Consider the following 24,296-nt stretch of genomic DNA (forward strand, 5'->3'; position numbering starts at 1 on the left):
TTTGTTTACAGAGCAGACTCCCACCTAGTTTTGATAGACAATTTGTCCCTTACAGATGGTGTATTTAACCTGCCCTTTTAAGGTTTCACCGATGAATGGTGAGTTGGCTGCTTTGGAAGCAAAATGGGAGTCCACAAGGCGGTCAGCCTTAGCATCGAAAATAGTGATGTCCGCTGGACCATTCTCAGCCAAGTAACCTGCTTCAAAGTTGTAAAGCTTGGATGGGTTGTATGTCATTTTTTCAAGTAATTCCATCAAGCTTAACTCACCAGCTTCCACCAAATAAGTCAAACCGAGAGATAGAGATGTTTCTAAGCCAGTCATACCAGACGGCGCCTTGGTAATATCCTCGACATTTTTTTCATCCGCATGGTGAGGCGCGTGGTCAGTTGCGATAACTGTGATGACGCCTGATTTAAGGCCTTCGATAACGGCACGACGGTCTGATTCCAAGCGAAGCGGTGGATTCATCTTAGCATTGCTACCTTGAGTCAAAAGAAGTGCTTCTGTCTTAGAGAAATGCTGTGGCGCTACTTCTGCTGTGACTTGCGCTCCCAATCCTTGAGCAAACTCAACTACTTTAACACTTTCTTCCTTAGACAAATGCTGAATATGAACATGGGCCTTAGTTGCATAGGCAATCATGACATCACGCGCCATCATAGCATACTCAGCCACCCCAGTTGCACCACAGATATGGAAATGTTCTTTAGCAATATTTTCGTTAAACCCAAGAATCCCATTCAAACCTGGATCTTCCTCATGAAGACTAATAAAGGTATTAAGCTTTTTGGCTTCTTCCATGGCTTCCTTGACAACTTTACTGCTTTCAAGCGGAATACCGTCATCAGAAAAACCAACCGCACCAGCTTCTAAGAGCGCCTTAAAATCAGTCAAGTCTTGGCCATTAAAGTTCTTAGTAATGGTCGCAACCGTCTTAACATTAATCTTCTCTTTGGCAGCTGACTGGAGAACTTCTTGCAAAGTCTCCACGTCTGAAATGGTTGGACTAGTATTAGCCATCATCACAACCGTTGTAAAACCACCTGCAGCGGCTGCTAGGGCACCCGTATGGATATCTTCCTTGTGGGTTTGACCAGGTTCACGGAAATGAACATGGATATCAACCAAGCCAGGAGCAACGACTAGACCAGTAGCATCAAGCACCTCTGCCCCTTCTTCCTTGATCTCAGACGCAATTTTGACAATTTTCCCATCTTGAACCAAGACATCACACACTTGATCTAAACCAGACTTGGGATCCATTACACGACCATTTTTGATTAGTAGCATCTGCTTTCTCCTTTATTCATAGAAATCGACTTGGGTATCCAACAATTTATCCCCATCATAAACAAACTTGGCTGAAAAGAAGGGTTTATCCTCTAAAAGCCACTCAACAAAGGTATGGTCACCTTCCCAAGTCGGCTTGCTCAAAACCTCATCGTAGGGAACCCATTCTAAGGTCCCCTCATTGCAGTCAATCAAGTCCCCCTCAAACTCTGTCACCTTAAAAACATAGGTATACCAGTCTAAATCTGGCGTAAATTCAGGAAAAGTGATAACACCTTTTAGAACTGGCTTGGCTTTGAGCCCTGTTTCTTCAAGGATTTCACGCGCTGCACATTCCTGTGGAGTCTCACCACGCTCCAGCTTACCACCCACACCAATCCATTTTCCTTTATGGACATCATTTGGCTTCTTATTACGATGGAGCATGAGCAGTTCTTTCCCGTTATCAATGTAGCAAATTGTCGCTAACTGAGGCATATTTTCTCCTTATCTAAGCCAATCGATTGGCTCTTGTCCTGTTTCTTTTAAGAATGCATTAGCCTTGGAAAAAGGCTTGGAACCCCAAAATCCTCTGTAAACTGACAAAGGACTGGGATGGGCTGATTCGATAATCAAGTGGTGAGGATTGGTAACTAAGGCCTTCTTCTTGCGTGCATAGGCTCCCCATAGTACAAAGACCACTGGCCTATCTATATGATTGACCACCTGAATCACAGCATCCGTAAAAGGCTCCCATATCTGACCAGCATGACCATTGGCCTGTCCAGCAGGAACTGTCAAACAAGCATTAAGAAGCAAGACTCCTTGCTCAGCCCAAGCTGTCAAATCATGAGATTTCTTAACCCCGATATCATCTGACAATTCTTTCAAGATATTTTGCAAGGATGGTGGAGCTGGGATAGAGTCCGGTACAGAAAAACTCAAGCCCTGCGCTTGACCTGGCCCATGATAGGGATCTTGCCCTAGAATCACCACCTTAACTTCTTCAAGCGGTGTTGTCAAGAGAGCCTGAAAAACCTTTTCCTTGGGTGGATAAATAGTCCCCTGAGCATAGACCTGCTCCATAAACTGATTGATTTTCCCAAAATAACCCTCAGGTAATTGCGCCTTAATCAAAGCATGCCAAGACGAGTGTTCCATAGCCAACTCCTTCATTTTTACTGCCTCTATTATAGCAAAAAGTGGCTATCTAAACCACTTTTTACAGTTTATCTAAACAATCCAGCAAGTCTTTGTAAGAATGGACTTCGTAGGTTGGCTGGGCTTGTGTGGGATTTTCGAGGTCATGAGGATTATACCAGATAGTGTCAATCCCCGCATTATTGCCACCTTGAATGTCGGCGGTTAGGGAATCTCCAATCATCAGCGTCTTTTCTTTGCTAAAACCTGCAATCTGTTGGCCAATATTTTCATAAAAGAGAGCATCAGGCTTTTGTGTTTGCAATTGTTCAGAGATAAAGACTTGATTGAAATAAGGTGCTAGACCAGATTGAGCCAAGCGCCCTGTCTGAATGGCAGTAATACCATTTGTCGCAGCATACAGCTCATAATCTCGCTCAATGAGGCTGTCTAAGAGTTCATGAGCGCCTGAAAAAGTTTGCCCCTGCTGGGCAAGGTAAAATTGGTAACGCTGGGCTAGAAAACTACCATCTTTTTCCAGTCCAAAGTGAGCAAATAAACGAGAAAAGCGCGTGTTAACCAGCTCTTGTTTACTAATTTTCTTTTGCTCCAAGTCCTTCCAGAGAGATTTGTTCATAGGAACGTAAAAGTCTTTGTAGGCCTGAATATCTGCAACTCCTTCTTCTTTTAGGAGTTGCGTCAAAGCCACATCCTCAGCAGCATCAAAATCAAGCAAGGTATGGTCAAGGTCGAAGAGTAAAACTTTGTAGGGCAATTTGAGAGTTTTCCTTTCTAGGATAAACAACTTTCACTTCAGCCAGCTGTTTAATGTAAAAACTTAAAAGTAGTATAGTATCACAAAGAATAATAGTTCTAATGGATTAACTAACCCATACTATTCTAGTCAAGTTTATTTTTATTGTAGAAAAATCTCCTATAAATTCGAGCAATGGTTAAAATACATACAAATATGACTCCCAAAATAGATAATACTATTTTCACAAAACTCATTTCCGAACCTATGACATATATATGAAAAAGAGGGGCTAGTCCTACACATATATACAATAGATAATTTATAAAGTTTATTTCACCAAATCCTGCAAAAAAATGTTTCATTTTAAATATTCTCCTTTTAATTGAGTATAGTTAGGACGTAATCCTAACAAGTTATCGTCGAATGTGTTTAAAGCACTTTGTTACCTAGATAAGATACTCTTTTCTTACCTGATTTGATTTTAAAGAGAAGTAAGATTTAACCCTATTTATCTCACTTCTTATTTTTAAATAATTCATACTCTTTTTCTCTAATAAAAGGAAGGGAAAAATTAGAAAAAATTAGTAGAATTGAAAACAGATAGCCGTCTTTTTGCATTGCTAAAACATAGCCTAAAAATAAATAGACAATCAAATCTAGTACAAAAAGAGAAAATATCCTCCTTTTCATTACCTCACTTGTCTTAAAGATTCTGTTTAATAGAATCTTTATCGTAGTATCTACACAAATTTTTATCAAAAAGATAAGAGCCAATACACGATTATCAACTGTACCATGAAGAATAAATGGAAATATAGTTAATATAAAACTAGAAATCTCTAAATATTTTATCCAAGGAGATTGAGACATCTTACTTTTAAACTGACTGATTTTCCTATACTCGCTAGCTAATCTAGTATCAAAATCTCTACCAATTATATTAAAGATTAAGAACTCCAGGATAAAAATACTGATTAATACGATATAAGTAGAAACGGTTCCTGGGAAAAATTTATTGATTAAAATTGGAAAACTCATTAACAGAGTCGAGTTTATAGCCAAACAAATGGATACTATTTTATTCTTCACAGAGTATAGAGGTAGCGATACTATTGAATAGAGAAACGCTAAAAAAATAAGCAAGAAATACTCAATACTACTAATTAGCGGCGCCCTTAATGATAAAAATAGATAGGCACTCCACACGATGATATGCGCTTTACGCATTAACTCTAGATTACTCATCTACCTACTCCTAATCTGTAAAGGGAACCTATTTTTAGTTCCCATTCTCTTTCCAACAAGTCATAAGCGTTTTATTATATTTCCTTCTTCTACATGAGGTAAAGTTGAAATACATTTTTGCAAGTGAAAATATAATTGTTATTTGGAGACCCAAAATATCTATCCCTCTTCTAGACACAAACCAAGTCAGATTAAAGATACAAATATAATGGTAGGGCTTTCTTTTACTTTAGACTACCATAAAACAAGGAATCTTTCAACAAAATTCATTGGTAAACTACTATTCTAGAAGATTGACAGCTCAAATCTTTCAGAATAGAACAATCCTAACTATCGAATATCTCAACTTCATAAATATCCATGCAATTCTAGACTTAGAATTCCTAGAAACTAAATGTTTTGGCACTATTCTAAGCCATTGATTGCTTTAAATCTAAATTTTTGAAGGATTCTAAAGCTGGAATGATCCCATTACAATTAGTTTTGAATGGTTCACAATTTAGAAACTCTATGGCTTTACTCCTGTTAAATCAAAAAGGAACTGCGCAAGCAATCCCTTTCTGATTTTGAAATCATTTACTTAAAATTTGATAGTTGAGATAATCAATAGCCCACCTATAAAAAGAGTTATAGTAAAATTCCTTATTTATTGATTTCAAGCTCCGACAACTGTGTTTGAATAACTGACAGTTCTGCACCAGCCTGAAGAAGAGCAGCTGCAGTATAGGCACCTTCTACAATTGGAACCCTGTTGATGATGATACTTTTATCACTGAAATCAGCCACCATTTCTAAGTTCATTTTAGCAGAACCTAGGTCAAAAAAGGCTAATAAAGTATCTGCTGGATTTTCAGAAACAACCCTATCTACTTGATCAAAACTTGTTCCAATTCCTCCATCTTCGGTTCCTCCTACATAAGTAATCGGAACATCTTTAGCTACTTCACTAATCAGTTCAACGACACCTTGTGCAATGTTTTTGGAATGTGAAACGATAACAAGACCTATACTTCCCATTAAACCACCCCAGTTTCTAAAAGAGCAGTAAAGAGTAATCCGGATGAGAATGATCCAGGATCAATATGTCCAAGAGAACGTTCTCCTACATAAGATGCCCTTCCTTTAGTTGCAAGTAAGTCTTTGGTAGCATTCACTACCTTATCAATAACCTCTTGAGTCAATTGACCATCAGACAAGACAGCAATAACAGGAGTCCAAACATCAACCATTGTCTTTTCTCCAACTTCTGCTTTCCCACGTTTGACAATCATATCCAGACCACTTTGTAAGATTTCTTCTAATTTAGAATGAGAATCAGCCTTGGACATTCCCATAAATGCAGAGCCATACAAGGGACCAGAAGCACCGCCTACCTTACTCAGTAGTTGCATTGAAACAACTTTAAAGACATCACTACTGGTTTCAAATTGCTTTCCTTCTAAATTTTCCATAACTGCAGCCATTCCACGCGCCATATTTCCACCGTGGTCTCCATCTCCTATAGGAGTATCTAGCTCACTAAGATAATCTTTCTGTTCTTGAATCTTCTCATTAAAAAGCTTCATCCATTCAAGAGCTTGTTCAGCATTCATGTGATATTTCCTCCTTGAGTTTTACCAAGCTGGTGTAGTAACAGGTGCATTTAGAGCATCCAACCATTCATCATCTGCCAATCGAATCAATGTTAATGATAAGCCAGCCATATCGATTGAGGTCATATAGTTTCCAATTTTCTTAAACGCCAACTCAACACCTTTTTCATGGAGTAATTTAGCCACATCATTTGCAAATACATATTGTTCCATAAGAGGAGTGCTTCCTAAACCATTGATGAGAAGGCCATAGCGTTCACCAGCCTTAAGTCGGAAACCTTCAGATAGTTTTTCAACCAATTCTGAGGCCAATTGTGCTGAAGGTTGCATTTTCTCTTTTTTATATCCTGGCTCACCGTGAATACCAACTCCGTATTCAAATTCATCATCTTCTAGAACAAAACCTGGTTTCCCAACCTCAGGTACGGTTGCTCCAGACAAGGCTAAGCCAATTGTTTTAATTTCTAAGACAAATTTGTCGGCCAAGTCCTTCATTTCAGATAATGATTTACCAGAACGAGCCGCATCACCTAAAATTTTATGGACTAAAATAGTACCTGCAACACCTCGACGACCTTGGGTATAGAGACTATTTTCAACAGCGATATCATCATCAACCACAACACTTGCTACATCAATACCTTCCATTTCAGCAAGTTCTTGTGCAATTTCAAAGTTCATGATGTCCCCAGAATAGTTCTTGATGACCATGAAAACTCCAGCACCTTCATCAGCCGCCTTGATGGCTTCTAAAATTTGGTCCGGAGTAGGTGAAGTGAAGACTGCTCCACAAATGGCAGCAGACAACATTCCATCTCCTACAAATCCAGCATGACTTGGTTCATGTCCTGAACCTCCACCTGAAATGAGTCCAACTTTTCCTGTCTTTTCTGCCTTTCTAACGATGACATCAAAACCATCTAAGCGTTCTACCAAGTCATCATGCATGAATGACAATCCCTGCAACATTTCATCAACAACCTGTGTCGGTTCATTTATAATTTTTTTCATGAGAAACTCCTTTCGGCATGTACCTTTGTTTTCGCTTTCATTATATATTTTTTACCTCTGGCTGGTAAGGGACAGATTCTATTATTTGTCCCCTTTTAAACCCGTTTAAAACATTTTTTTGGTAAAATGAAGTAAGTAAAAGAAAGGCTTCCTATGGCATCATCACTTATTACAAAAAAACGGATTGCCAAGGCATTTAGAGACCTATTAGCTACTAGAGAATTTGACAAAATCTCTATTGTAGAGATCATGGAATCAGCTGGCATTCGTAGACAGACCTTTTATAATCACTTTCTTGACAAATATGAACTGCTAGACTGGATATTTGAAAATGACTTAACCGAGTATATCACCAATAACTTGGACTTCATTTCAGGCCAAAAACTATTACAAGAATTATTTCTTTATTTCGAACAAGAGCGTGACTTTTATATTCAACTTTTTGATATTCAAGGGCAAAATAACTTCTATGACCACTTTATAAACTACTGTCGCTTGCTTGTATCAAAAATTTTAAGAGAATACGGTCAGATTGATATCGATTCATCTGCTTATACTTGTTTTTTGTTAGACTATCATTCACATGCTCTAGCAGAAATCGTGAAGGTTTACGTCAATAAAAAAAGTCCAGTTCCACAACCAGACTTTCTAATCATGACAATTATTGGAAAGAGACCACAATGACATTCATTTCAAATCATAAACAGAAAATTATTTCAAGTTACATTTCGACAACTGTCAGCAGTCATCCTGAATTAGAAAAACACCCTACTTTACCACTAGTCTATCAAAAAAATCGCAATCCTCATCAGGTTCCAATATTGTCGGGTGGAGGTTCAGGTCACGAACCTGCTCATATTGGATATGTGGGAGAAGGAATGCTTACTGCTGCTATCTATGGCCAATTATTTACTCCTCCTACAAGAACTGAAATCTTAGAGTCCATTCGTTTTTTAAACAATGGCCACGGTGTCTTCATCATTGTAAAAAATTTCGAAGCAGACATCAAAGAATTTAGCTGGGCCATTAATACTGCTAGACAAGAAGGAATTAAGGTCGGCTATAGTCTAGCACACGACGATATTTCCATTGAACCTCACAATAGATTTCAAATTAGAGGAAGAGGGCTTGCAGGGACTATTTTACTTCATAAAGTTCTAGGATATGCAGCTCAAAATGGTGCCGACATCGAGCAACTAACTGATTTAGGTCATGAACTTGCTCCCGAAATCGCAACAATTGGCTTTGCAACGAAATCGGCCAGTCTCCCCCAAGCCACCCGTCCACTATTTAACTTGGAAGAAGGAGATATTTCTTATGGTATTGGGATACATGGCGAAGAAGGCTATCGTATCGTCCCATTCCAATCATCGGAAATCCTGGCAAATGAAATTATAAGTAAATTAAGATTGCACTATCATTGGAAAAAGGGTGATCAATTTATATTGCTTGTAAATAATCTAGGCACTACCAGCAACTTAGAAATGGGCATATTTATCAATGATCTCCTTCAACTCTTAGAAATTGAAGGAGTCACTATTACCTTTATAAAATCAGGAACATTTATGACCAGTCTGGATATGGCAGGTATATCCGTAACTCTTTGCCCCGTAAAAAATAAACAGTGGTTAGAAGCGCTCAATGCTCCAACGACAGCTTTTGCATGGTAATTTGCTTGTATAAATCAAAAGGGCTCCATCACTTGGTAGCCCTTTGCTTTTATCTTATACTCAATGAAAATCAAAAAGCAAACTAGGAAACTAGCCGCAGGCTGTACTTGAGTACGGCAAGGCGACGTTGACGCAGTTTGAATTTGATTTTCGAAGAGTATTACGTTTAAAAGAACTCATTCTTTCTATTTCAAATAGGCCATCTATACCTTACAATTCTTCCGATGAGCTTTGAGTTTTTTCAGAGCCCAATCATAGTGGCTTGACGTGCTACTGACAAAATAGGAACCTAGACTTGTCCCACCCGTCCACTTATAGATACCTTTGATAAAGAGTTCGTCATTGATAAAAACTTCTATCAACTCTAAAACCTCTCTATGTGATTGTTCTAGGAGTCTAGTCGCTTCTTCTAAGGAGGTTTTCTGGTGCTTCTTCCAAAAAGCGACATTCATTTGTCCATAAGTTTTCCAATTATAAGGTTCAGGGAGAAAAGGTCTTTCGTGACCTTTTTGATTGGAATGTACCCAAGTCAAAAGTAACTGCTGCCATTCATAAAGATGGATCAAGACATCCCGTAGATTTTTATCCCTTTTCCAGTGAGCTTCTTTTTTCTTTGGGTCTCTTGAAAAATCAAATGGAGTCTGTAGCTCATCTTCACTTAGTTGGGAGATGAACCGATTGAGATTTTCATAATTTTCCTTAGAGGATAATACTAGTTCCTCTTTTGTTTTCGGTCTAGGCACAGGAGTTCTCCCTTCATATTACTAGTTATTATTAGAGATTTTTTATCCTTTAAATCTCTACAACTTATCCTTTAATTTCTCCACAAAGAGATAGGCCGCTGGACAGGTCAAGGTATTCTTAATCGTCAGATGGTTGATTTGATGGATCTTTTTACGGTCCGTATGGGGAAATTCACGACAGGCCTTTGGACGAACATCATAGATAGAACAGAGATTATCTCCTCCTAGAAAGGGACAAGGCATGGATTTAAAAACCTTATCGCCATCTTCATCTACCTGCAGAAACTCCGCTTCAAAAGCAGGTAATTTCATCTTAAAATACTTGGCGATTCGTGTAATATCCGCTTCTTTAAAGTCAGGCCCCAATGTCTTGCAACAGTTGGCACAGGCAGTGCAATCAATCTCCGCAAAGACTTCCTCGTGAATCTGCTGGGCTATCTTATCTAGATTTTTTGGTGGCTTTTTCTTTAAATTGGCTAAAACTTTTCGATGCTCCTTCTGCTTTTGTAAGGCTAGCTGGTGGTAGTACTCAATATCAATTTCTTTAGACATGGTTTCTCTCTTATTCTAATTACTTTCCCCTATTATACCATGCCTCTGAACCATTGAAAAGTGGACTTTATAGGACTATACTTTTCCAAAATGCGTCAAAAAACCTTGCAACTAGGTTACAAGGTTAATCACATTAATCGAAATTAACGTATTCTTTTTGAAGTTCAAGAACTTCTTCCATTGTTGAACACTCTGTAAGGGCACGGTTAGCGTACTCTTCCATCTTAGCAGTGTCCAATTTCTTCATCAAACTACGTGTACGAAGGACTGATGTTGCTGACATAGAGAACTCATCCAAGCCCATTCCGACAAGAAGTGGAACAGCTTTTTGATCGCCAGCCATCTCACCACACATACCAGCCCATTTACCTTCAGCGTGAGCTGCCTTGATAACGTTGTTGATCAAGCGAAGGATTGATGGGTTATATGGTTGGTAAAGGTATGAAACTTGCTCGTTCATACGGTCTGCTGCCATTGAGTATTGGATTAAGTCGTTTGTACCAATTGACATGAAGTCTACTTCTTTTGCAAATTGGTCTGCAAGCATTGCTGCTGCAGGGATTTCAATCATGATACCAACTTGGATGTCATCCGCAACTGCAACACCTTCAGCAAGAAGGTTTGCTTTTTCTTCTTCATAAACTGCTTTAGCTGCACGGAATTCTTTCAAAAGGGCAACCATTGGGAACATGATACGCAATTGACCATGAACAGAAGCACGAAGAAGGGCACGGATTTGTGTACGGAACATTGCATCTCCAGTTTCAGAAATAGAGATACGAAGGGCACGGAATCCAAGGAATGGGTTCATTTCGTGTGGCATATCGAAGTAAGGAAGTTCCTTATCTCCACCGATATCCATTGTACGAACAACCACTGGTTTACCATTCATTCCCTCAAGAACAGCCTTGTATGCTTCATACTGTTCGTCTTCTGTTGGGAAGTCTTGAGAATCCATGTATAAGAACTCTGTACGGTAAAGTCCAACAGCTTCTGCACCGTTGTTGTTAACACCTTCAACGTCTTTTGGAGTACCGATGTTAGCAGCCAACTCGAAGTGTTTACCGTCAGCAGTCACTGTTTGAGCATCTTTCAAAAGTGCCCATTCAGCTTTTTGTTTAGCATAAGCTTCACCAGCTGCTTTAAATTCTGCCGCTTGTTCATCTGTTGGGTTGATAATCACTTCACCAGTAATTCCGTTAACGGCAAGGATATCACCGTCTTTCACTACTTCAGTGATGTTGTTTGTTCCCAATACAGCTGCAATTTCAAGTGTACGTGCCATGATAGCTGAGTGGCTTGTACGTCCACCGATATTTGTTACAAAAGCTTTTACAAAGTTTTTGTCCAATTGAGCTGTATCAGATGGTGTCAAGTCATGCGCAATTACGATTACTTCTTCATTGATAGAAGCTGGGTTTGGCAATTTTTTACCAAGAAGGTTTGCCAATACACGTTTTGTCACGTCGCGGATATCCGCTGCACGTTCTTGCATGTATGGGTTGTCTTCCATGCCTTCAAAGATAGTGATGAACATGTCAGTCACTTCTTTAAGACCTGCTTCAGCGTTGACTTTCTTAGCACGGATTGTTTCTTTAATCTGACCAATCAATTCTGGGTCAGCAAGAACCATCAAATGAGCGTCAAAAACTTGAGCCGCTTCTTCACCAAGCGTACCTACAGCTTTCTCACGGATAAGAGAAAGCTCGTTTTGAGAAGCTTCAAGAGCTACATCCAAACGAGCCTCTTCTGCGTTTGTATCTTCGACTGAAACAGTCTCGAATGACAAATCCGGTTGAACGAGTAGATATGCTTTTGCAACTGCAACACCATCAGATGCTGCGATTCCTTTAAGCATTTCTGTCATTTTCCTTATGCCAATCCTTCTTTTTCCATTGTTTCTGAGATTGCAGCGATAGCGTCATCTGCATCTGCACCTTCAGCTGAGATAGTTACGTCAGCACCTTGGCCAACACCAAGACTCATAACACCCATAATTGATTTAAGGTTAACTGATTTACCTTTGTACTCAAGAGTGATATCTGAAGCAAATTTGCTAGCAGTTTGTACCAACAATGTTGCTGGACGTGCGTGAATACCTGTTTCTGCCACTACGTGGAAATCTTTAGAAGCCATAGTTTGACTCTCCTTTTGTTCTTTCTTTTTTGAGTTATATGTGATAACCCTTACAATTTGGTATTATATCATCTTCTAGGATTTTTTTCAAGCATTTTATGGGATTTATTCGATTTCCTTTCAGATAACTTCCTGAAAATCTTCTATTCTAGATAACAAAACACAGGATATAGTTTTCCAAAAACAACTTATAGGAGAATTATCACTATTTCCCAAAACAAACACTACATATTGTGTTTTGTTTAGTTATGTACAAAAACAGACCACTATATTTAGTTTCAAATCGTTGACAAAATTTTAATTTCTGATATACTAAGAAAGTAATCTATTTTGAAAGAGGAGTTACAAAATGGTAACCGTTTATTCTAAAAATAACTGTGTCCAATGTAAAATGACCAAACGTTTCTTGGACAGCAATAACGTTGAATATAAAGAAATCAATCTCGATGAGCAACCTGAGTACATCGATCAAGTTAAAGAGCTCGGTTTCAGCGCAGCTCCTGTTATCCAAACACCAACTGAAGTCTTTTCAGGTTTCCAACCAGGAAAATTGAAACAATTAGCATAATCTTAGTACATCATCCAGAAGAAACTGCTTCTAGGGCTAACTTAGAAGCCTTTCTTTTGTAATTAGATAAGGGAAATTTTATGGGATTAAAACATCTTGAGGACGTGACTTACTTCCGTCTCAATAACGAAATCAACCGTCCTGTTAATGGACAAATCATGCTTCATAAAGATAAGGAAGCCTTGGATGCCTTCTTTAAAGAAAATGTAGTTCCAAACACTATGGTTTTTGATTCAATCAAAGATAAAATCAACTACCTCATTGAACACAACTACATCGAAACAGCCTTTATCAAGAAATACCGTCCAGAATTTTTGGAAGAATTGTCTCAATTTATCAAAGAACAAAACTTCCAATTCAAGTCTTTCATGGCTGCCTATAAATTTTACAATCAATATTCTTTGAAGACTAACGACGGTGAATACTATCTTGAAAGTATGGAAGACCGTGTCTTCTTTAACGCCCTTTATTTCGCTGATGGTAATGAAGCTGTTGCAATTGATATCGCCAATGAAATCATCCACCAACGCTACCAACCAGCTACACCTTCCTTCTTGAATGCTGGACGTGCTCGTCGTGGTGAATTGGTATCATGTTTCCTGATCCAAGTGACTGATGATATGAACTCTATTGGACGTTCTATCAACTCTGCTCTTCAACTTTCACGTATCGGTGGTGGTGTGGGGATTTCTCTCAGCAACCTTCGTGAAGCTGGTGCACCTATCAAGGGCTATGAAGGAGCAGCTTCTGGAGTCGTACCTGTTATGAAACTCTTTGAAGACAGCTTCTCTTACTCAAACCAATTGGGTCAACGTCAAGGTGCTGGTGTTGTCTACCTCAACGTCTTTCACCCAGATATCATCGCCTTCCTTTCAACTAAGAAAGAAAACGCTGATGAAAAAGTTCGTGTAAAGACCCTTTCACTTGGTGTTGTAGTACCAGATAAATTCTACGAATTGGCTCGTAAAAATGAAGAAATGTACCTCTTCAGCCCATATTCTGTAGAACTTGAATATGGTGTACCATTCAACTATATCGACATCACTGAAAAATACGATGAATTGGTCGCAAATCCAAACATCCGCAAGACAAAAATCAAAGCGCGCGATTTGGAAACGGAAATTTCTAAATTGCAACAAGAGTCTGGTTACCCTTATGTCGTCAACATTGATACGGCTAACCGTGCAAATCCTGTTGATGGTAAGATTATCATGAGTAACTTGTGTTCTGAGATTCTTCAAGTTCAAGAACCAAGTTTGATCAACGATGCTCAAGAATTCCTTCAAATGGGAACAGACGTTTCATGTAACCTTGGTTCAACCAACGTGGTCAACATGATGACTTCACCTGACTTTGGTCGTTCTATCCGTGCTATGGTTCGTGCCCTTACGTTTGTTACAGACAGTTCACACATCGTAGCTGTACCTACTATCGACCATGGAAATAGCCAAGCTCATACCTTTGGTCTTGGTGCCATGGGACTTCACAGCTACCTTGCCCAACAATTGATTGAATATGGATCACCTGAGTCTGTTGAGTTTACAAGCATCTACTTTATGCTTATGAACTACTGGACTTTGGTTGAGTCAAACAATATCGCGCGTGAACGTGGTATCACCTTCCACAACTTTGAAAAATCAGACTATGCTAACGGAAGCTACTTCGACAAGTATGTAACTGGCGAATTTGTTCCAAAATCAGAACGTGTTAAAGAACTCTTCAAAGATGTCTTTATCCCAAGTGCTGCTGACTGGGCTGAACTTCGCGACAAGGTTCAAGCAGATGGTCTTTACCACCAAAACCGCCTTGCTGTAGCGCCAAATGGTTCTATCAGCTATATCAACGACGTTTCTGCTTCTATCCACCCGATTACGCAACGTATCGAAGAACGCCAAGAGAAGAAAATCGGTAAAATCTACTACCCTGCTGCTGGTTTGTCAACAGATACTATTCCTTACTACACTTCTGCCTATGACATGGATATGCGTAAGGTGATCGATGTTTATGCTGCTGCGACTGAGCACGTGGACCAAGGACTTTCACTCACCCTCTTCATGCGTAGTGACATTCCAAAAGGTCTTTATGAATGGAAGAAAGAAAACAAACAAACGACACGTGACTTATCTATCCTTCGTAACTATGCCTTTAACAAGGGTATCAAGTCTATCTACTACGTCCGTACCTTTACTGACGACGGTGGAGAAGTCGGTGCCAACCAATGTGAAAGCTGTGTGATTTAATCTTTGCTTGAGGAAACTACATTTTCTCAGATTAGTGATTTATTCACCATGCTAAGCTGGAATAAGCATCTATACTATGAAATAACAAAAAGTCGGGCTTCCGACTTTTTGTGCGATACTCCTCTGGAATTATGATAAAATAGAAATAATTGTGAGTTCGCAATATTAAACACAGAAAGAGATTTCAAATGGAAACTTACTACAAAGCCATTAACTGGAATGCCATCGAAGATGTCATCGACAAATCAACTTGGGAAAAACTGACGGAGCAATTCTGGCTCGATACACGTATCCCCTTGTCAAATGACCTAGACGACTGGAGAAAGCTATCTAACAAAGAGAAAGATTTGGTTGGAAAAGTCTTTGGTGGTTTAACCCTTCTCGACACTATGCAATCTGAAACTGGAGTTCAAGCCCTTCGCTCAGACATCCGTACACCGCATGAGGAAGCTGTTTTCAATAACATCCAATTTATGGAATCTGTCCACGCAAAATCTTACTCTTCTATCTTCTCTACCCTGAATACCAAGGCTGAGATTGAAGAAATTTTCGAATGGACCAATACCAATCCTTACCTACAAAAGAAGGCTGAGATTGTCAACGAAATCTACCTCAACGGTAGCCCTCTAGAAAAGAAAGTTGCCAGCGTTTTCCTTGAAACCTTCCTCTTCTACTCTGGTTTCTTCACTCCCCTCTACTATCTTGGTAACAACAAGCTAGCCAACGTTGCGGAAATCATCAAACTGATTATTCGTGATGAGTCAGTTCACGGAACCTACATTGGATATAAATTCCAACTCGGTTTCAATGAATTGCCTGAAGAAGAGCAAGAAAAACTTAAAGAATGGATGTACGACCTGCTCTACACTCTTTATGAAAATGAAGAAGGCTATACAGAAAGCCTCTATGACGGTGTTGGTTGGACGGAAGAAGTTAAAACCTTCCTTCGCTACAATGCTAACAAGGCACTCATGAACCTGGGACAAGATCCACTCTTCCCAGACTCAGCAGATGATGTCAACCCAATCGTTATGAACGGTATTTCAACAGGAACATCTAACCACGACTTCTTCTCTCAAGTCGGAAATGGTTATCTTCTTGGCGAAGTTGAAGCCATGCAAGACGATGACTACAACTACGGTTTAGACTAAGTCAACAATTTCAGAAGTGATAACAAATATCATGGTTTGTTTAAAACAACCATGATATTTTTGTTTTTGTTTTCTTTTGTTTTTTAAATTGATTGATTGAATACTTTATGATAAAATAGTAATAGAAATAGAGGTGATAACGATGTTAAAGCAGGAAAAACTAGATAATATTCTAGAAACGGTAAATACAAAGGGAACTATTACTGTAAAAGAAATCATGGCTCGCTTAGATGTATCAGATATGACTGCTAGACGCTACTTACAAGAGTTGGCTGACAAGGATTTACTTGTTCGTGTGCATGGAGGAGCTGAAAAAATTCGTACAGGCTCCATTTTAAACAATGAACGTTCCAATATTGAAAAACAAAGCTTACAAATCGCAGAAAAACAAGAAATTAGCCGTTTTGCAGGTCATTTAATCGATGAAGGGGAAACCATTTTTATCGGTCCAGGGACAACCTTGGAATCTTTTGCCCGTGAACTTCCAATCGATAATATTCGTGTTGTAACAAACAGTTTACCAGTCTTTCTCATTCTAAACGAACGAAAACTAACAGATTTGATTTTAATTGGTGGCAACTATCGCTCTATCACTGGAGCCTTTGTGGGAACACTAACCTTGCAAAACTTAGCCAATCTCCAATTTTCTAAAGCTTTCGTTAGCTGTAATGGTATTAAGGACAATGCGATTGCGACCTTTAGTGAAGAGGAAGGTGAATCTCAACGAATCGCCCTCAATAATTCCAATAAAAAATACTTACTAGCTGACAATAGTAAGTTCAATAAGTTTGATTTTTACACCTTCTACAATATCTCAGATATTGATACAATCGTTTCAGACTCTAAACTGAGCAAAGAAACGTTTGAACAACTTTCAAAACAAACAAAAATTATTCTTTCTAAACCATAAAACTGAGGATTGATAAAATATAAAATGCGTCATATCAAGAAAATAAGAATCTTGATATGACGCATTTTTTGATGAAGATTTTTACAAAGAGTTTCCTAAATTCTTTATGATTGTTGAAACGGCATAAAATCTGAATCAAAGGAGATATTATCCCGTTCTTCAAGACTGATAAAATTTAAAAAGATATTTTTAAATTCTTCCAGCTCATAGTCTGAATGGCAAATCCATTCTTTACCGGTAGAGACATACCATTTCCCAAGTTTTTTCAGCTCCTCATTAGTCAAACAAGGTATTTGAGAACATTTATCAAAATTTATAATATAAACTTTTTCATAAATAGATTAGATAAAATCTTTGAACATCTTTTTGCCTCACTAAAATTCTATATCTAATTACTCATTCTACTACTCAATTACTTGAGTTTCCGCTACTTTCTTATACCAGTGAGCTGATTTCTTAGGATAACGTTCTTGAGTTTCAAAGTCTACATAGAAGAGACCGTAGCGTTTTTCATAACCGTTTGACCATGAGAAGACATCCATTAATGACCAAATGAAGTACCCCTTTACATTCGCTCCATCTGCAATAGCATCAGATAATACTTCCAAGTGTTGTTTCACGTAATCAATACGGCCATCATCGTAAACAGTGTTATCAACGAACTCATCTTTATAACCAAGTCCATTTTCTGTGATGTAGATTTTCTTATAGTTCGGATAATCTTTCTTCACGCGCATGATTTGGTCATACAAACCCTGAGGGTAGATGATCCAATCCCAGTCCGTACGTGGTACATAATCAGGAGCTACACGACGACCAACACCTTTGATTTGGTATTTAGAGCTTCCTTTCTCACCCTTACCATTATGGATAATTTCTGTTTCGCCATCAAAGGCTTCCATCCAGTCACTCATATAGTAATTAATTCCAAGGAAGTCATTCAAGTCTTTTGCAGCTTCCAATACTTCGAAATCTTCTTCACGAAGATCTAAGCTACCACCATCAACTGATAAAATATGGTTAACACCTTCCATCGTTTCATCTGAATAGTGTCCAAGATAAGTTGCATCCAAGATAAATTTATTGTGAATAATATCTTCCAACTCAGCCGCACGAACATCTGCTGGATTTTTAGGATCCAAAGGATACTTGGTTGGCAAAGCATGAACAACACCAATTTCTCCTTTATAGCCTTTCTCTTTATACAATTTTACCGCGCGTGCATGAGACACCATCATATTGTGGTGCGATTGGAAAACTTTGGCAAGGTCGTACTGAATACCTGGAGGGAATTTCCCAACCAAGTATTGACCATCACCAATTGGCCCGATTTCATTAAAGGTTGTCCAAAAGTTAACTTCTGGGAATTCTTCAAAACAGAAGGCAGCGTAATCTACAAAGTGTTCGATATTTTCACGATTTAAGAAGTCTCCATTTGAGTGGAGAGCTTCTGGCGTGTCAAAGTGATGAAGAGTTACAAAGGGCTCAACATGACGTTTGTGACACTCTGCAAATAAATTATGATAAAACTCAACACCTTTAGCATTTACTTGACCGTAGCCTGTTGGGAAAATACGTGACCAAGCAATAGAAATTCGAATGCCATTGACACCATACTCTTCTGCTAGCTTGAGGTCAACTGGATATCGATTGTAAAAATCACTGGCTGGTTCTGCAGTGTACCAGTAGTTATCTTCAAGATATTTATCCCACGCTACTGGTCCTTTACCATCAGTATGTGTAGCACCTTCTGCTTGATAAGCAGCTGTTGCGCCACCAAAAATAAAGTCTTTTGGAAGTGTTTTTGTCATTTTTTTCACCTATTTCTTGATTTAAATAAAGTAAAAGTGAGAGGAGAGGAGTCAGTGAGCCATCCTTCTCCATCTCACTTCTTGTACCGAGTCACCAAATTGTGACATGAGGAGGTAAAAACGATATCTTTTTACCGACGAATTAATAAGGCGATTAGGAAATTCGCCATAGCGATTTCCGTAACGAGAGGAGACTATTTCAGAGTCCCTATCGTTAATCGAATTGTGACAGGAGGAGGTAAAAATGATATCTTTTTACCGACGAATTAACAAGGCGATTAGGAAATTCGCCATAGCGATTTTCGTAACGAGAGGAGACTGTTTCACAGTCCCTAGCCTTAATCGAATTGTGACATGAGGAGGTAAAAACGATATCTTTTTACCGACGAATTAACAAGGCGATTAGGAAATTCGCCATAGCGATTTCCGTAACGAGAGGAGACTGTTTCACAGTCCCTATCGTTAATCGAATTGAGCTTGTACGAATGCAAGAGCACCTTTTCCATCACGAGTTAATTTGATGTATTGAGCGCCTTCTGTCTTGGCAAGTTTAATACCGAGTTTATCTGTTTCTGCTTTCATATCTTCAAAGTTTGAAGCAACTTGAGGGGCAAGGATAACAAGATCAAACTCTGGCAACATTTCACGGTGAGCACCATAGCCTCCTGCTGCTGCTTTCACAGGGACATTGTATTCTGCTGCTGCCTTATTCAAAGCATTTGCAAGAAGTCCACTTGTACCTCCACCAGCACAGAGAACGAGGACATTTGTTTCTTCAGTGATGGTATTTTGTGTTGCTTCTACACCCGCTTTTTCAAGAATAGCATCTGCTTTCGCAGTATTGAAGTTTGCAGCAACTTTTTCTTTCAATTCATCATTAGACTTACCTGAACGTTCTTCTTCAAGAATTTGTTCATCATAGACTTTAAGGAATGGATAGTAAATGACTACGTCAACCACGATTAGAAGAGCAGCAAGAATGAATGATAGAACTTGGAAGTTCGTACCAAGAACTAGACCTAGTGGAGCTGGGGTTGTCCATGGTAGATTAGCAGTAAATGAATTCATTCCAAGAGTTTCAATGAAGAATTTAAAGATCCAAACGTTTGCGATAGGAGCAAAGATAAATGGAATGAAGAAGATTGGATTCAAAACAAGTGGTGCACCAAACAAGATTGGTTCATTTACACCAAAGAAAGTTGGAACTACTGAAGCACGACCGATTGCACGGTTACGTTTAGATTTTGTTAACCACATGAACATGAATGGAACAACCAGTGTCGCACCAGTACCACCCATGGTAACGATAAACATTTGTGTACCAGAAGTAAGAATCTTGTCAGCGTGCATACCTTGTTGGAGAAGGTTCAAGTTGACTTCGGCATTGGCATAGGTAATAGCTACGATAGCTGGTTCAACGATAGATGGACCATGGATACCAACAAACCAGAAGAAAGCAAAGGCACCAAAGATAATCGTAATACCTAGATAACCATCAGCAGCAGAGAATAATGGTGCAAAGAATTTACCGATTGATTCAGCTACGCTTGCACCAACAAAATGACGAGCTAGTAAATCAAGAGCATAAAGAGAAACAACTGATAGAGTGAATGGAATCACATCTTTAAAAACTTGTGAGATATTAGGTGGAACTTCGTCAGGCATACGAATAGTGACGTTGTTCTTAACACAAACCTTATAGATGGCTACAGTAACAAAGGCAGCAAGGAAGGCTGAAAGCAAACCTTTTGTCCCCAAGAATCCAGTAGCTAGGCCATTTTCGATAGGATCAGCTGCCAACATCAACAAACCAACAATTGCTGCCAACAATGTTGACATATAGTTGATTTGATTGGTTTTCTCCATGCTACGATTTACTGAGTCGGTCAGTGATTTAGCTGTTGTACCAGCTACCAAGAGAGCTAGAATCCCCATTGAATAGCTGTAAGGTTTCATCAGAAAAGCTACAACTTCATCAGACCATTTAAAGCCCCATGAGTTTGGTACAAAGGCGATTAAGATAAAGATACTTGAGAAGAGAATAACAGGCATACCTGCAATGAAACCATCACGAATGGCACGAAGGTAGATATTACGAGATAGTTTCTCAAAGAAAGGCTTTCCTTTCTCAATAAATGCAATTAATTTATTCATTACTTAACTCCTCTCTTGTAGAGTTCAATTAAATGGTGCATCAAATCTTTTAATAAGATAGTTGTCATCAAGTGGTCTTGGCCATGCATCATGGTTACACTATAGGCTAAGTCCTCACCTGAAGCTTCCTTAGCCAATAGACTTGTTTGCGCGTGGTGAGCCTCTGCAATGCAAGAACCAGCTTCCTCGACTAAGCTATCTGCTTTCGCAAAATCGCCAGCTTCAGCAGCTTTCAAGGCTTCCAATAGTTTTGAACGAGCATCGCCAGCATAGGCTACGATTTCAAAACCTAACAATGTTACTTCTTCTCTATTCATGATAGAATTCTCCTTATATAGTTTTAATTAAATTTTTATGACAATAAACGTTGGATATGTAGAACTAGATAAACTCGTTCACTTTTATACAAATCAAGACCCGTATGTTGTGTAATCACATCATAGATTTTGGAACCAATCTCGAAGGCTTTTGGATAGGATTGTTTAATATGATCTTCCATATCCAGAAGTGATTGGTTATCATCTCTAGATCTGTCTAAATAATCCAAGAAATAATTCAAATGAATCATAAAACGATCATAGAAATGGTTATTCTCTTTAGTTCGTTGAATTGCATAGTCCGTTAAAACTTCTTCAACATTCCTGAGAATTTCTTTCCTCTTATCAATCGACTCCACAAGTTCCACTTCATTTTCACCTTCGGCATTAATGAAATGATAAGCAATCCGAATAATTTCGTCCTCAGGAAAATGATCCGCTAGCTTCTGACGGTAAATTTCAAATGCTTCATTTGCGATTTGAAAAGCGACAGGATACTTAGTGGAAATATCTGGCAGATTACTATCCTTGTACCTTCCTTGTGCTAGAGCTTGGTAAGAACAGTAAATATGATCTGTCAATGTTACGTAGAGATACTCTTGAATCGGATAATGATATTTCTTTGATAGCTTATCAATGATTTCATAAGTCACTGTGATAAAATCAAGCGGAACATCTTTGAGGAGAGCCATAAAGTTCTCCCTGGACTCTTCGGTCTTCATCCGAAAGATTTTCTCAACCTGATGTTCAGAAATCAAATCTCCCTTCTTCTTTCCAAATGCAATCCCCTTACCAATCACAATCACTTCTTCTCCTTTATCATTTCTGACAAGCGAGACATTGTGATTCATTGGATTTAGAATTCGATACATGTCAACCTCCTTTTATATCTTAAAGGTATATGAGTACAAAAAATGACCACAAATGAACTAGAAAATCATCCGATTTCTAATTCACCTGTGATCATGCCTAATATTACTTAGTAACACTCACCTTGTATTAACTTGTGATTTAAGTATAGCACAAGTAAGTTATTTTGTAAACCCTTACATGTAACTTTTTTAAAATTTTTTTAGATTCATGTTCCTAACCTAGGAGGACTTGCTTACACGCGTTCTTTCCATGAAGTTGCTGTTGTTTGAAGAACTTTGTTGAGTTCATCAATGTTTTCAAAACCAGTTGTGCGAAGCCATTCACGAGCTGCTACTTCACCATCTTTAATGTAAGCTTCAACGGAGCCAGCCCATGTTGCACGTCCACAAAGAACACCATTGAAGTTTGCACCTGATTCGTGGGCAAAGACAAGAGTTTCTTGGAAGAGTTTAGCTGATACACCTGCACTCAAGTAGATGTAAGGAAGGTTAGTAGCTTCGTCTTGAGCTTTGAAGAAAGCAGCTGCTTCTTCGCGTGTATGAACGATTTCGCCATCGCCAAAACCTTCAACGTATTTAACGTTAACTGGAACTTCTACTTTCAAGACATCAATGTTGAAACGTGGGTCTGAGAAGACTTTCATCGCACCAATAACTTTGTGTGGTTTTACTTTAGCGTATTCTGCAGAACCTGCGTCAGCAATCTTTTCATCGTAAGCCAAGATTTCAAGGAAGAATGGAATATCTTCAGCCACACACTCAGAACCGATACGTTCGATGTAGGCTTGTTTTTGTTGGTTGAGTTCATCAGAGCTATCTACGTCATAGTAAAGTAAGAACTTAACTGCATCTGCACCTTGTTCTTTGATACGTTTTGCAGACCAAACATCCAAGCAGTCTGGCAAACGTTTTGTGCTTGTTGTGTCGTAGCCTGTTTTTTCATAAGCAAGAAGAAGACCTGCATTTGGAGCAAGTGCTTTTGTAGCAGGAAGTCCATACTCAGGGTCAAGAAGCATTGATGAAGCGTATTTAGTCAATTCATCCGCTACCAAGACTTTAAGTTCTTCCATTTGAGCTACTGTAGGCTCTTCAGTTTGGTATTGAGCCATAAGGCGTTTCAAAGCACCACGTTGGTCAAAAGCAAGAGCTGAGATGATACCATTTTCATCTGAAAGTTTTTCTAAGCGTGCACGTTTTTGTTCTGTTAAAGCCATTTTATACCTCTTTTACTATTAATTGATTATATAGAGCTTGATAGTTGGCCATGTTGACATGACCAGTCATTTTTTCTTGAGCATTGAGCATACCAAGGACATTAGCCTTAGTCAGTAATTCTTGATCAGATTCTTTATGGAACAATCCTGAAGCAATACCTGCTACTGTAGAATCACCAGATCCAACTGGATTTACAACTTGAATTTTTGGAATATCTACTTTATAGAAAGTATCCCCGTGTTTTGCAAAGGTACCATTAGCACCTAAGGAAACGATAATCCACTCAATTCCATCAAATAGGGGCTCTTGAAGAACCTCTTTTAATTCATCCAAATCTTTAGAAATTTCTCTTCCCAAAAGTTGAGACAATTCTTCATTATTTGGTTTGATAACCGTTGGTTTATGTGGAGATTCAAGAACCGCCTGAAGTGCAGCTCCTGAACAGTCCAAGACAACAGGTTTACCAGCTTGGTTAGCAAGTTCAACTAGATTAGCATAATAGTCAACAGGAAGTCCTGCTGGTAGACTACCTGAAATGGCTACTACCTCTACAGTCTCTAAAAGTTCTTTGAAATGAGCCAAGAAATCTTGACCTTCTTTTTCTTGAACTTCAGGACCTTTTTCTAGGATTTCTGTTTGGTTTTCTCCATGTAGAATTGCGATACAGTTACGAGTTTCCCCTTGGATAGAGAAGAAACGTTTGCTTACTTTATCATCAATGTTTTCTACTAAAAAATCACCAAGTTTACCACCGACAAGTCCTGTTGCGACTACGGAGTCACCAAATTCTGATAGGACCCGAGTAACGTTAAGACCTTTACCACCAGCCGTTTTAGTAACATCAACAACACGGTTGACAGTGTCAATTTTTAATTCATCCAAAGGATAGGAAATATCAATGGATGGGTTCATTGTGACTGTTAAAATCATAAGTCACCTC

General features: G+C 38.7%; 26 protein-coding genes. 6 read left to right on the forward strand and 20 right to left on the reverse strand.

Annotated features, from left to right (window positions below):
* Positions 1-24 precede the first annotated feature (24 nt).
* The 9 genes from CYK18_RS02840 to dhaK form a co-directional block, all read right to left on the reverse strand.
* Positions 25-1,293 carry a dihydroorotase gene (locus CYK18_RS02840; protein ID WP_101781969.1) on the reverse strand — a complete coding sequence of 423 codons (1,269 nt, stop codon included), beginning with the start codon at positions 1,291-1,293 and terminating at the stop codon, positions 25-27.
* A 12-nt stretch (positions 1,294-1,305) separates the two neighbouring features.
* On the reverse strand, positions 1,306-1,770 hold the full coding sequence (locus CYK18_RS02845) for an NUDIX hydrolase (protein ID WP_001135786.1): 465 nt from the start codon (positions 1,768-1,770) through the stop codon (positions 1,306-1,308).
* A 9-nt stretch (positions 1,771-1,779) separates the two neighbouring features.
* The gene (locus CYK18_RS02850) at positions 1,780-2,433 is read right to left on the reverse strand and encodes a uracil-DNA glycosylase (RefSeq protein ID WP_101785309.1); all 654 of its coding nucleotides are present in this window, start codon (positions 2,431-2,433) and stop codon (positions 1,780-1,782) included.
* A gap of 61 nt (positions 2,434-2,494) precedes the next feature.
* Positions 2,495-3,187 (reverse strand): pyrimidine 5'-nucleotidase PynA, encoded by a 693-nt coding sequence (pynA, locus tag CYK18_RS02855; RefSeq protein ID WP_101784929.1) that lies wholly within the window; start codon positions 3,185-3,187, stop codon positions 2,495-2,497.
* A 125-nt stretch (positions 3,188-3,312) separates the two neighbouring features.
* Positions 3,313-3,531, reverse strand: coding sequence for a hypothetical protein (locus tag CYK18_RS11025; protein ID WP_101784931.1), 219 nt, complete (start codon positions 3,529-3,531; stop codon positions 3,313-3,315).
* A 151-nt stretch (positions 3,532-3,682) separates the two neighbouring features.
* A complete protein-coding gene (locus CYK18_RS02865) occupies positions 3,683-4,414 on the reverse strand; it encodes a hypothetical protein (RefSeq protein WP_101784933.1) in 732 nt (243 codons plus the stop codon).
* A 642-nt stretch (positions 4,415-5,056) separates the two neighbouring features.
* The gene (gene dhaM / locus CYK18_RS02870; RefSeq protein WP_101784935.1) at positions 5,057-5,431 is read right to left on the reverse strand and encodes a dihydroxyacetone kinase phosphoryl donor subunit DhaM; all 375 of its coding nucleotides are present in this window, start codon (positions 5,429-5,431) and stop codon (positions 5,057-5,059) included.
* Entirely contained in the window at positions 5,431-6,006 is a 576-nt protein-coding gene (dhaL, locus tag CYK18_RS02875) for a dihydroxyacetone kinase subunit DhaL (protein ID WP_101784937.1), read from the reverse strand. Before dhaL ends, dhaM begins: the two co-directional genes overlap by 1 nt.
* A 21-nt stretch (positions 6,007-6,027) precedes the next feature.
* Positions 6,028-7,017 carry a dihydroxyacetone kinase subunit DhaK gene (dhaK, locus tag CYK18_RS02880; RefSeq protein ID WP_101784939.1) on the reverse strand — a complete coding sequence of 330 codons (990 nt, stop codon included), beginning with the start codon at positions 7,015-7,017 and terminating at the stop codon, positions 6,028-6,030.
* 153 nt (positions 7,018-7,170) lie between these two features.
* Between dhaK and dhaS the strand changes: the two genes are divergently transcribed.
* Entirely contained in the window at positions 7,171-7,701 is a 531-nt protein-coding gene (gene dhaS, locus CYK18_RS02885; protein WP_101784941.1) for a dihydroxyacetone kinase transcriptional activator DhaS, read from the forward strand.
* A complete protein-coding gene (gene dhaQ / locus CYK18_RS02890; protein ID WP_101784943.1) occupies positions 7,698-8,687 on the forward strand; it encodes a DhaKLM operon coactivator DhaQ in 990 nt (329 codons plus the stop codon). The genes dhaS and dhaQ overlap by 4 nt, the downstream gene beginning before the upstream one ends.
* A 203-nt stretch (positions 8,688-8,890) precedes the next feature.
* Here the strand turns inward: dhaQ and CYK18_RS02895 are convergent, their stop codons facing one another.
* From CYK18_RS02895 to CYK18_RS02910, 4 genes are all read right to left on the reverse strand, one after another.
* Positions 8,891-9,430, reverse strand: a complete 540-nt coding sequence (locus CYK18_RS02895) for a ClbS/DfsB family four-helix bundle protein (protein ID WP_101784945.1) — start codon at positions 9,428-9,430, stop codon at positions 8,891-8,893.
* 57 nt (positions 9,431-9,487) lie between these two features.
* Complete coding sequence (locus CYK18_RS02900; RefSeq protein WP_000031471.1) at positions 9,488-9,982, reverse strand: YkgJ family cysteine cluster protein; 495 nt, start codon at positions 9,980-9,982, stop codon at positions 9,488-9,490.
* Positions 9,983-10,115: 133 nt separating this feature from the next.
* Entirely contained in the window at positions 10,116-11,849 is a 1,734-nt protein-coding gene (gene ptsP, locus CYK18_RS02905) for a phosphoenolpyruvate--protein phosphotransferase (RefSeq protein WP_004241506.1), read from the reverse strand.
* A gap of 5 nt (positions 11,850-11,854) precedes the next feature.
* Positions 11,855-12,118, reverse strand: a complete 264-nt coding sequence (locus tag CYK18_RS02910; RefSeq protein WP_000146947.1) for a phosphocarrier protein HPr — start codon at positions 12,116-12,118, stop codon at positions 11,855-11,857.
* Between the two features lie 349 nt (positions 12,119-12,467).
* On the opposite strand from CYK18_RS02910, the gene nrdH reads away from it, so the two are divergent.
* The 4 genes from nrdH (at position 12,468) to CYK18_RS02930 (ending at position 16,987) form a co-directional block, all read left to right on the forward strand.
* Positions 12,468-12,686, forward strand: coding sequence for a glutaredoxin-like protein NrdH (nrdH, locus tag CYK18_RS02915; protein WP_000259243.1), 219 nt, complete (start codon positions 12,468-12,470; stop codon positions 12,684-12,686).
* Positions 12,687-12,766: 80 nt separating this feature from the next.
* Complete coding sequence (gene nrdE, locus CYK18_RS02920; RefSeq protein WP_101784947.1) at positions 12,767-14,926, forward strand: class 1b ribonucleoside-diphosphate reductase subunit alpha; 2,160 nt, start codon at positions 12,767-12,769, stop codon at positions 14,924-14,926.
* A gap of 188 nt (positions 14,927-15,114) precedes the next feature.
* Complete coding sequence (gene nrdF / locus CYK18_RS02925; RefSeq protein ID WP_033683563.1) at positions 15,115-16,077, forward strand: class 1b ribonucleoside-diphosphate reductase subunit beta; 963 nt, start codon at positions 15,115-15,117, stop codon at positions 16,075-16,077.
* A gap of 142 nt (positions 16,078-16,219) precedes the next feature.
* Positions 16,220-16,987 (forward strand): DeoR/GlpR family DNA-binding transcription regulator, encoded by a 768-nt coding sequence (locus CYK18_RS02930; protein WP_000917572.1) that lies wholly within the window; start codon positions 16,220-16,222, stop codon positions 16,985-16,987.
* Positions 16,988-17,091: 104 nt separating this feature from the next.
* On the opposite strand, the gene CYK18_RS02935 is transcribed toward CYK18_RS02930, so the two are convergent.
* From CYK18_RS02935 to CYK18_RS02965, 7 genes are all read right to left on the reverse strand, one after another.
* Positions 17,092-17,325 (reverse strand): DUF3884 family protein, encoded by a 234-nt coding sequence (locus CYK18_RS02935; protein ID WP_257960161.1) that lies wholly within the window; start codon positions 17,323-17,325, stop codon positions 17,092-17,094.
* 66 nt (positions 17,326-17,391) lie between these two features.
* Entirely contained in the window at positions 17,392-18,798 is a 1,407-nt protein-coding gene (gene lacG, locus CYK18_RS02940) for a 6-phospho-beta-galactosidase (RefSeq protein WP_101784950.1), read from the reverse strand.
* Positions 18,799-19,260: 462 nt separating this feature from the next.
* Positions 19,261-20,952, reverse strand: a complete 1,692-nt coding sequence (locus CYK18_RS02945) for a lactose-specific PTS transporter subunit EIIC (RefSeq protein WP_101784952.1) — start codon at positions 20,950-20,952, stop codon at positions 19,261-19,263.
* A complete protein-coding gene (locus tag CYK18_RS02950) occupies positions 20,952-21,269 on the reverse strand; it encodes a PTS lactose/cellobiose transporter subunit IIA (RefSeq protein ID WP_001078320.1) in 318 nt (105 codons plus the stop codon). Before CYK18_RS02950 ends, CYK18_RS02945 begins: the two co-directional genes overlap by 1 nt.
* A 35-nt stretch (positions 21,270-21,304) precedes the next feature.
* Complete coding sequence (locus tag CYK18_RS02955) at positions 21,305-22,141, reverse strand: PRD domain-containing protein (protein WP_101784954.1); 837 nt, start codon at positions 22,139-22,141, stop codon at positions 21,305-21,307.
* Positions 22,142-22,374: 233 nt separating this feature from the next.
* The gene (lacD, locus tag CYK18_RS02960; RefSeq protein WP_101784956.1) at positions 22,375-23,355 is read right to left on the reverse strand and encodes a tagatose-bisphosphate aldolase; all 981 of its coding nucleotides are present in this window, start codon (positions 23,353-23,355) and stop codon (positions 22,375-22,377) included.
* 1 nt (position 23,356) lies between these two features.
* Positions 23,357-24,286: a tagatose-6-phosphate kinase gene (locus CYK18_RS02965; protein ID WP_101784958.1), complete on the reverse strand. Its 930-nt coding sequence runs from the start codon at positions 24,284-24,286 to the stop codon at positions 23,357-23,359.
* Positions 24,287-24,296 lie beyond the last annotated feature (10 nt).

Source organism: Streptococcus mitis (assembly GCF_002860865.1).
In the GTDB taxonomy this organism is placed as follows: domain Bacteria; phylum Bacillota; class Bacilli; order Lactobacillales; family Streptococcaceae; genus Streptococcus; species Streptococcus mitis_AT.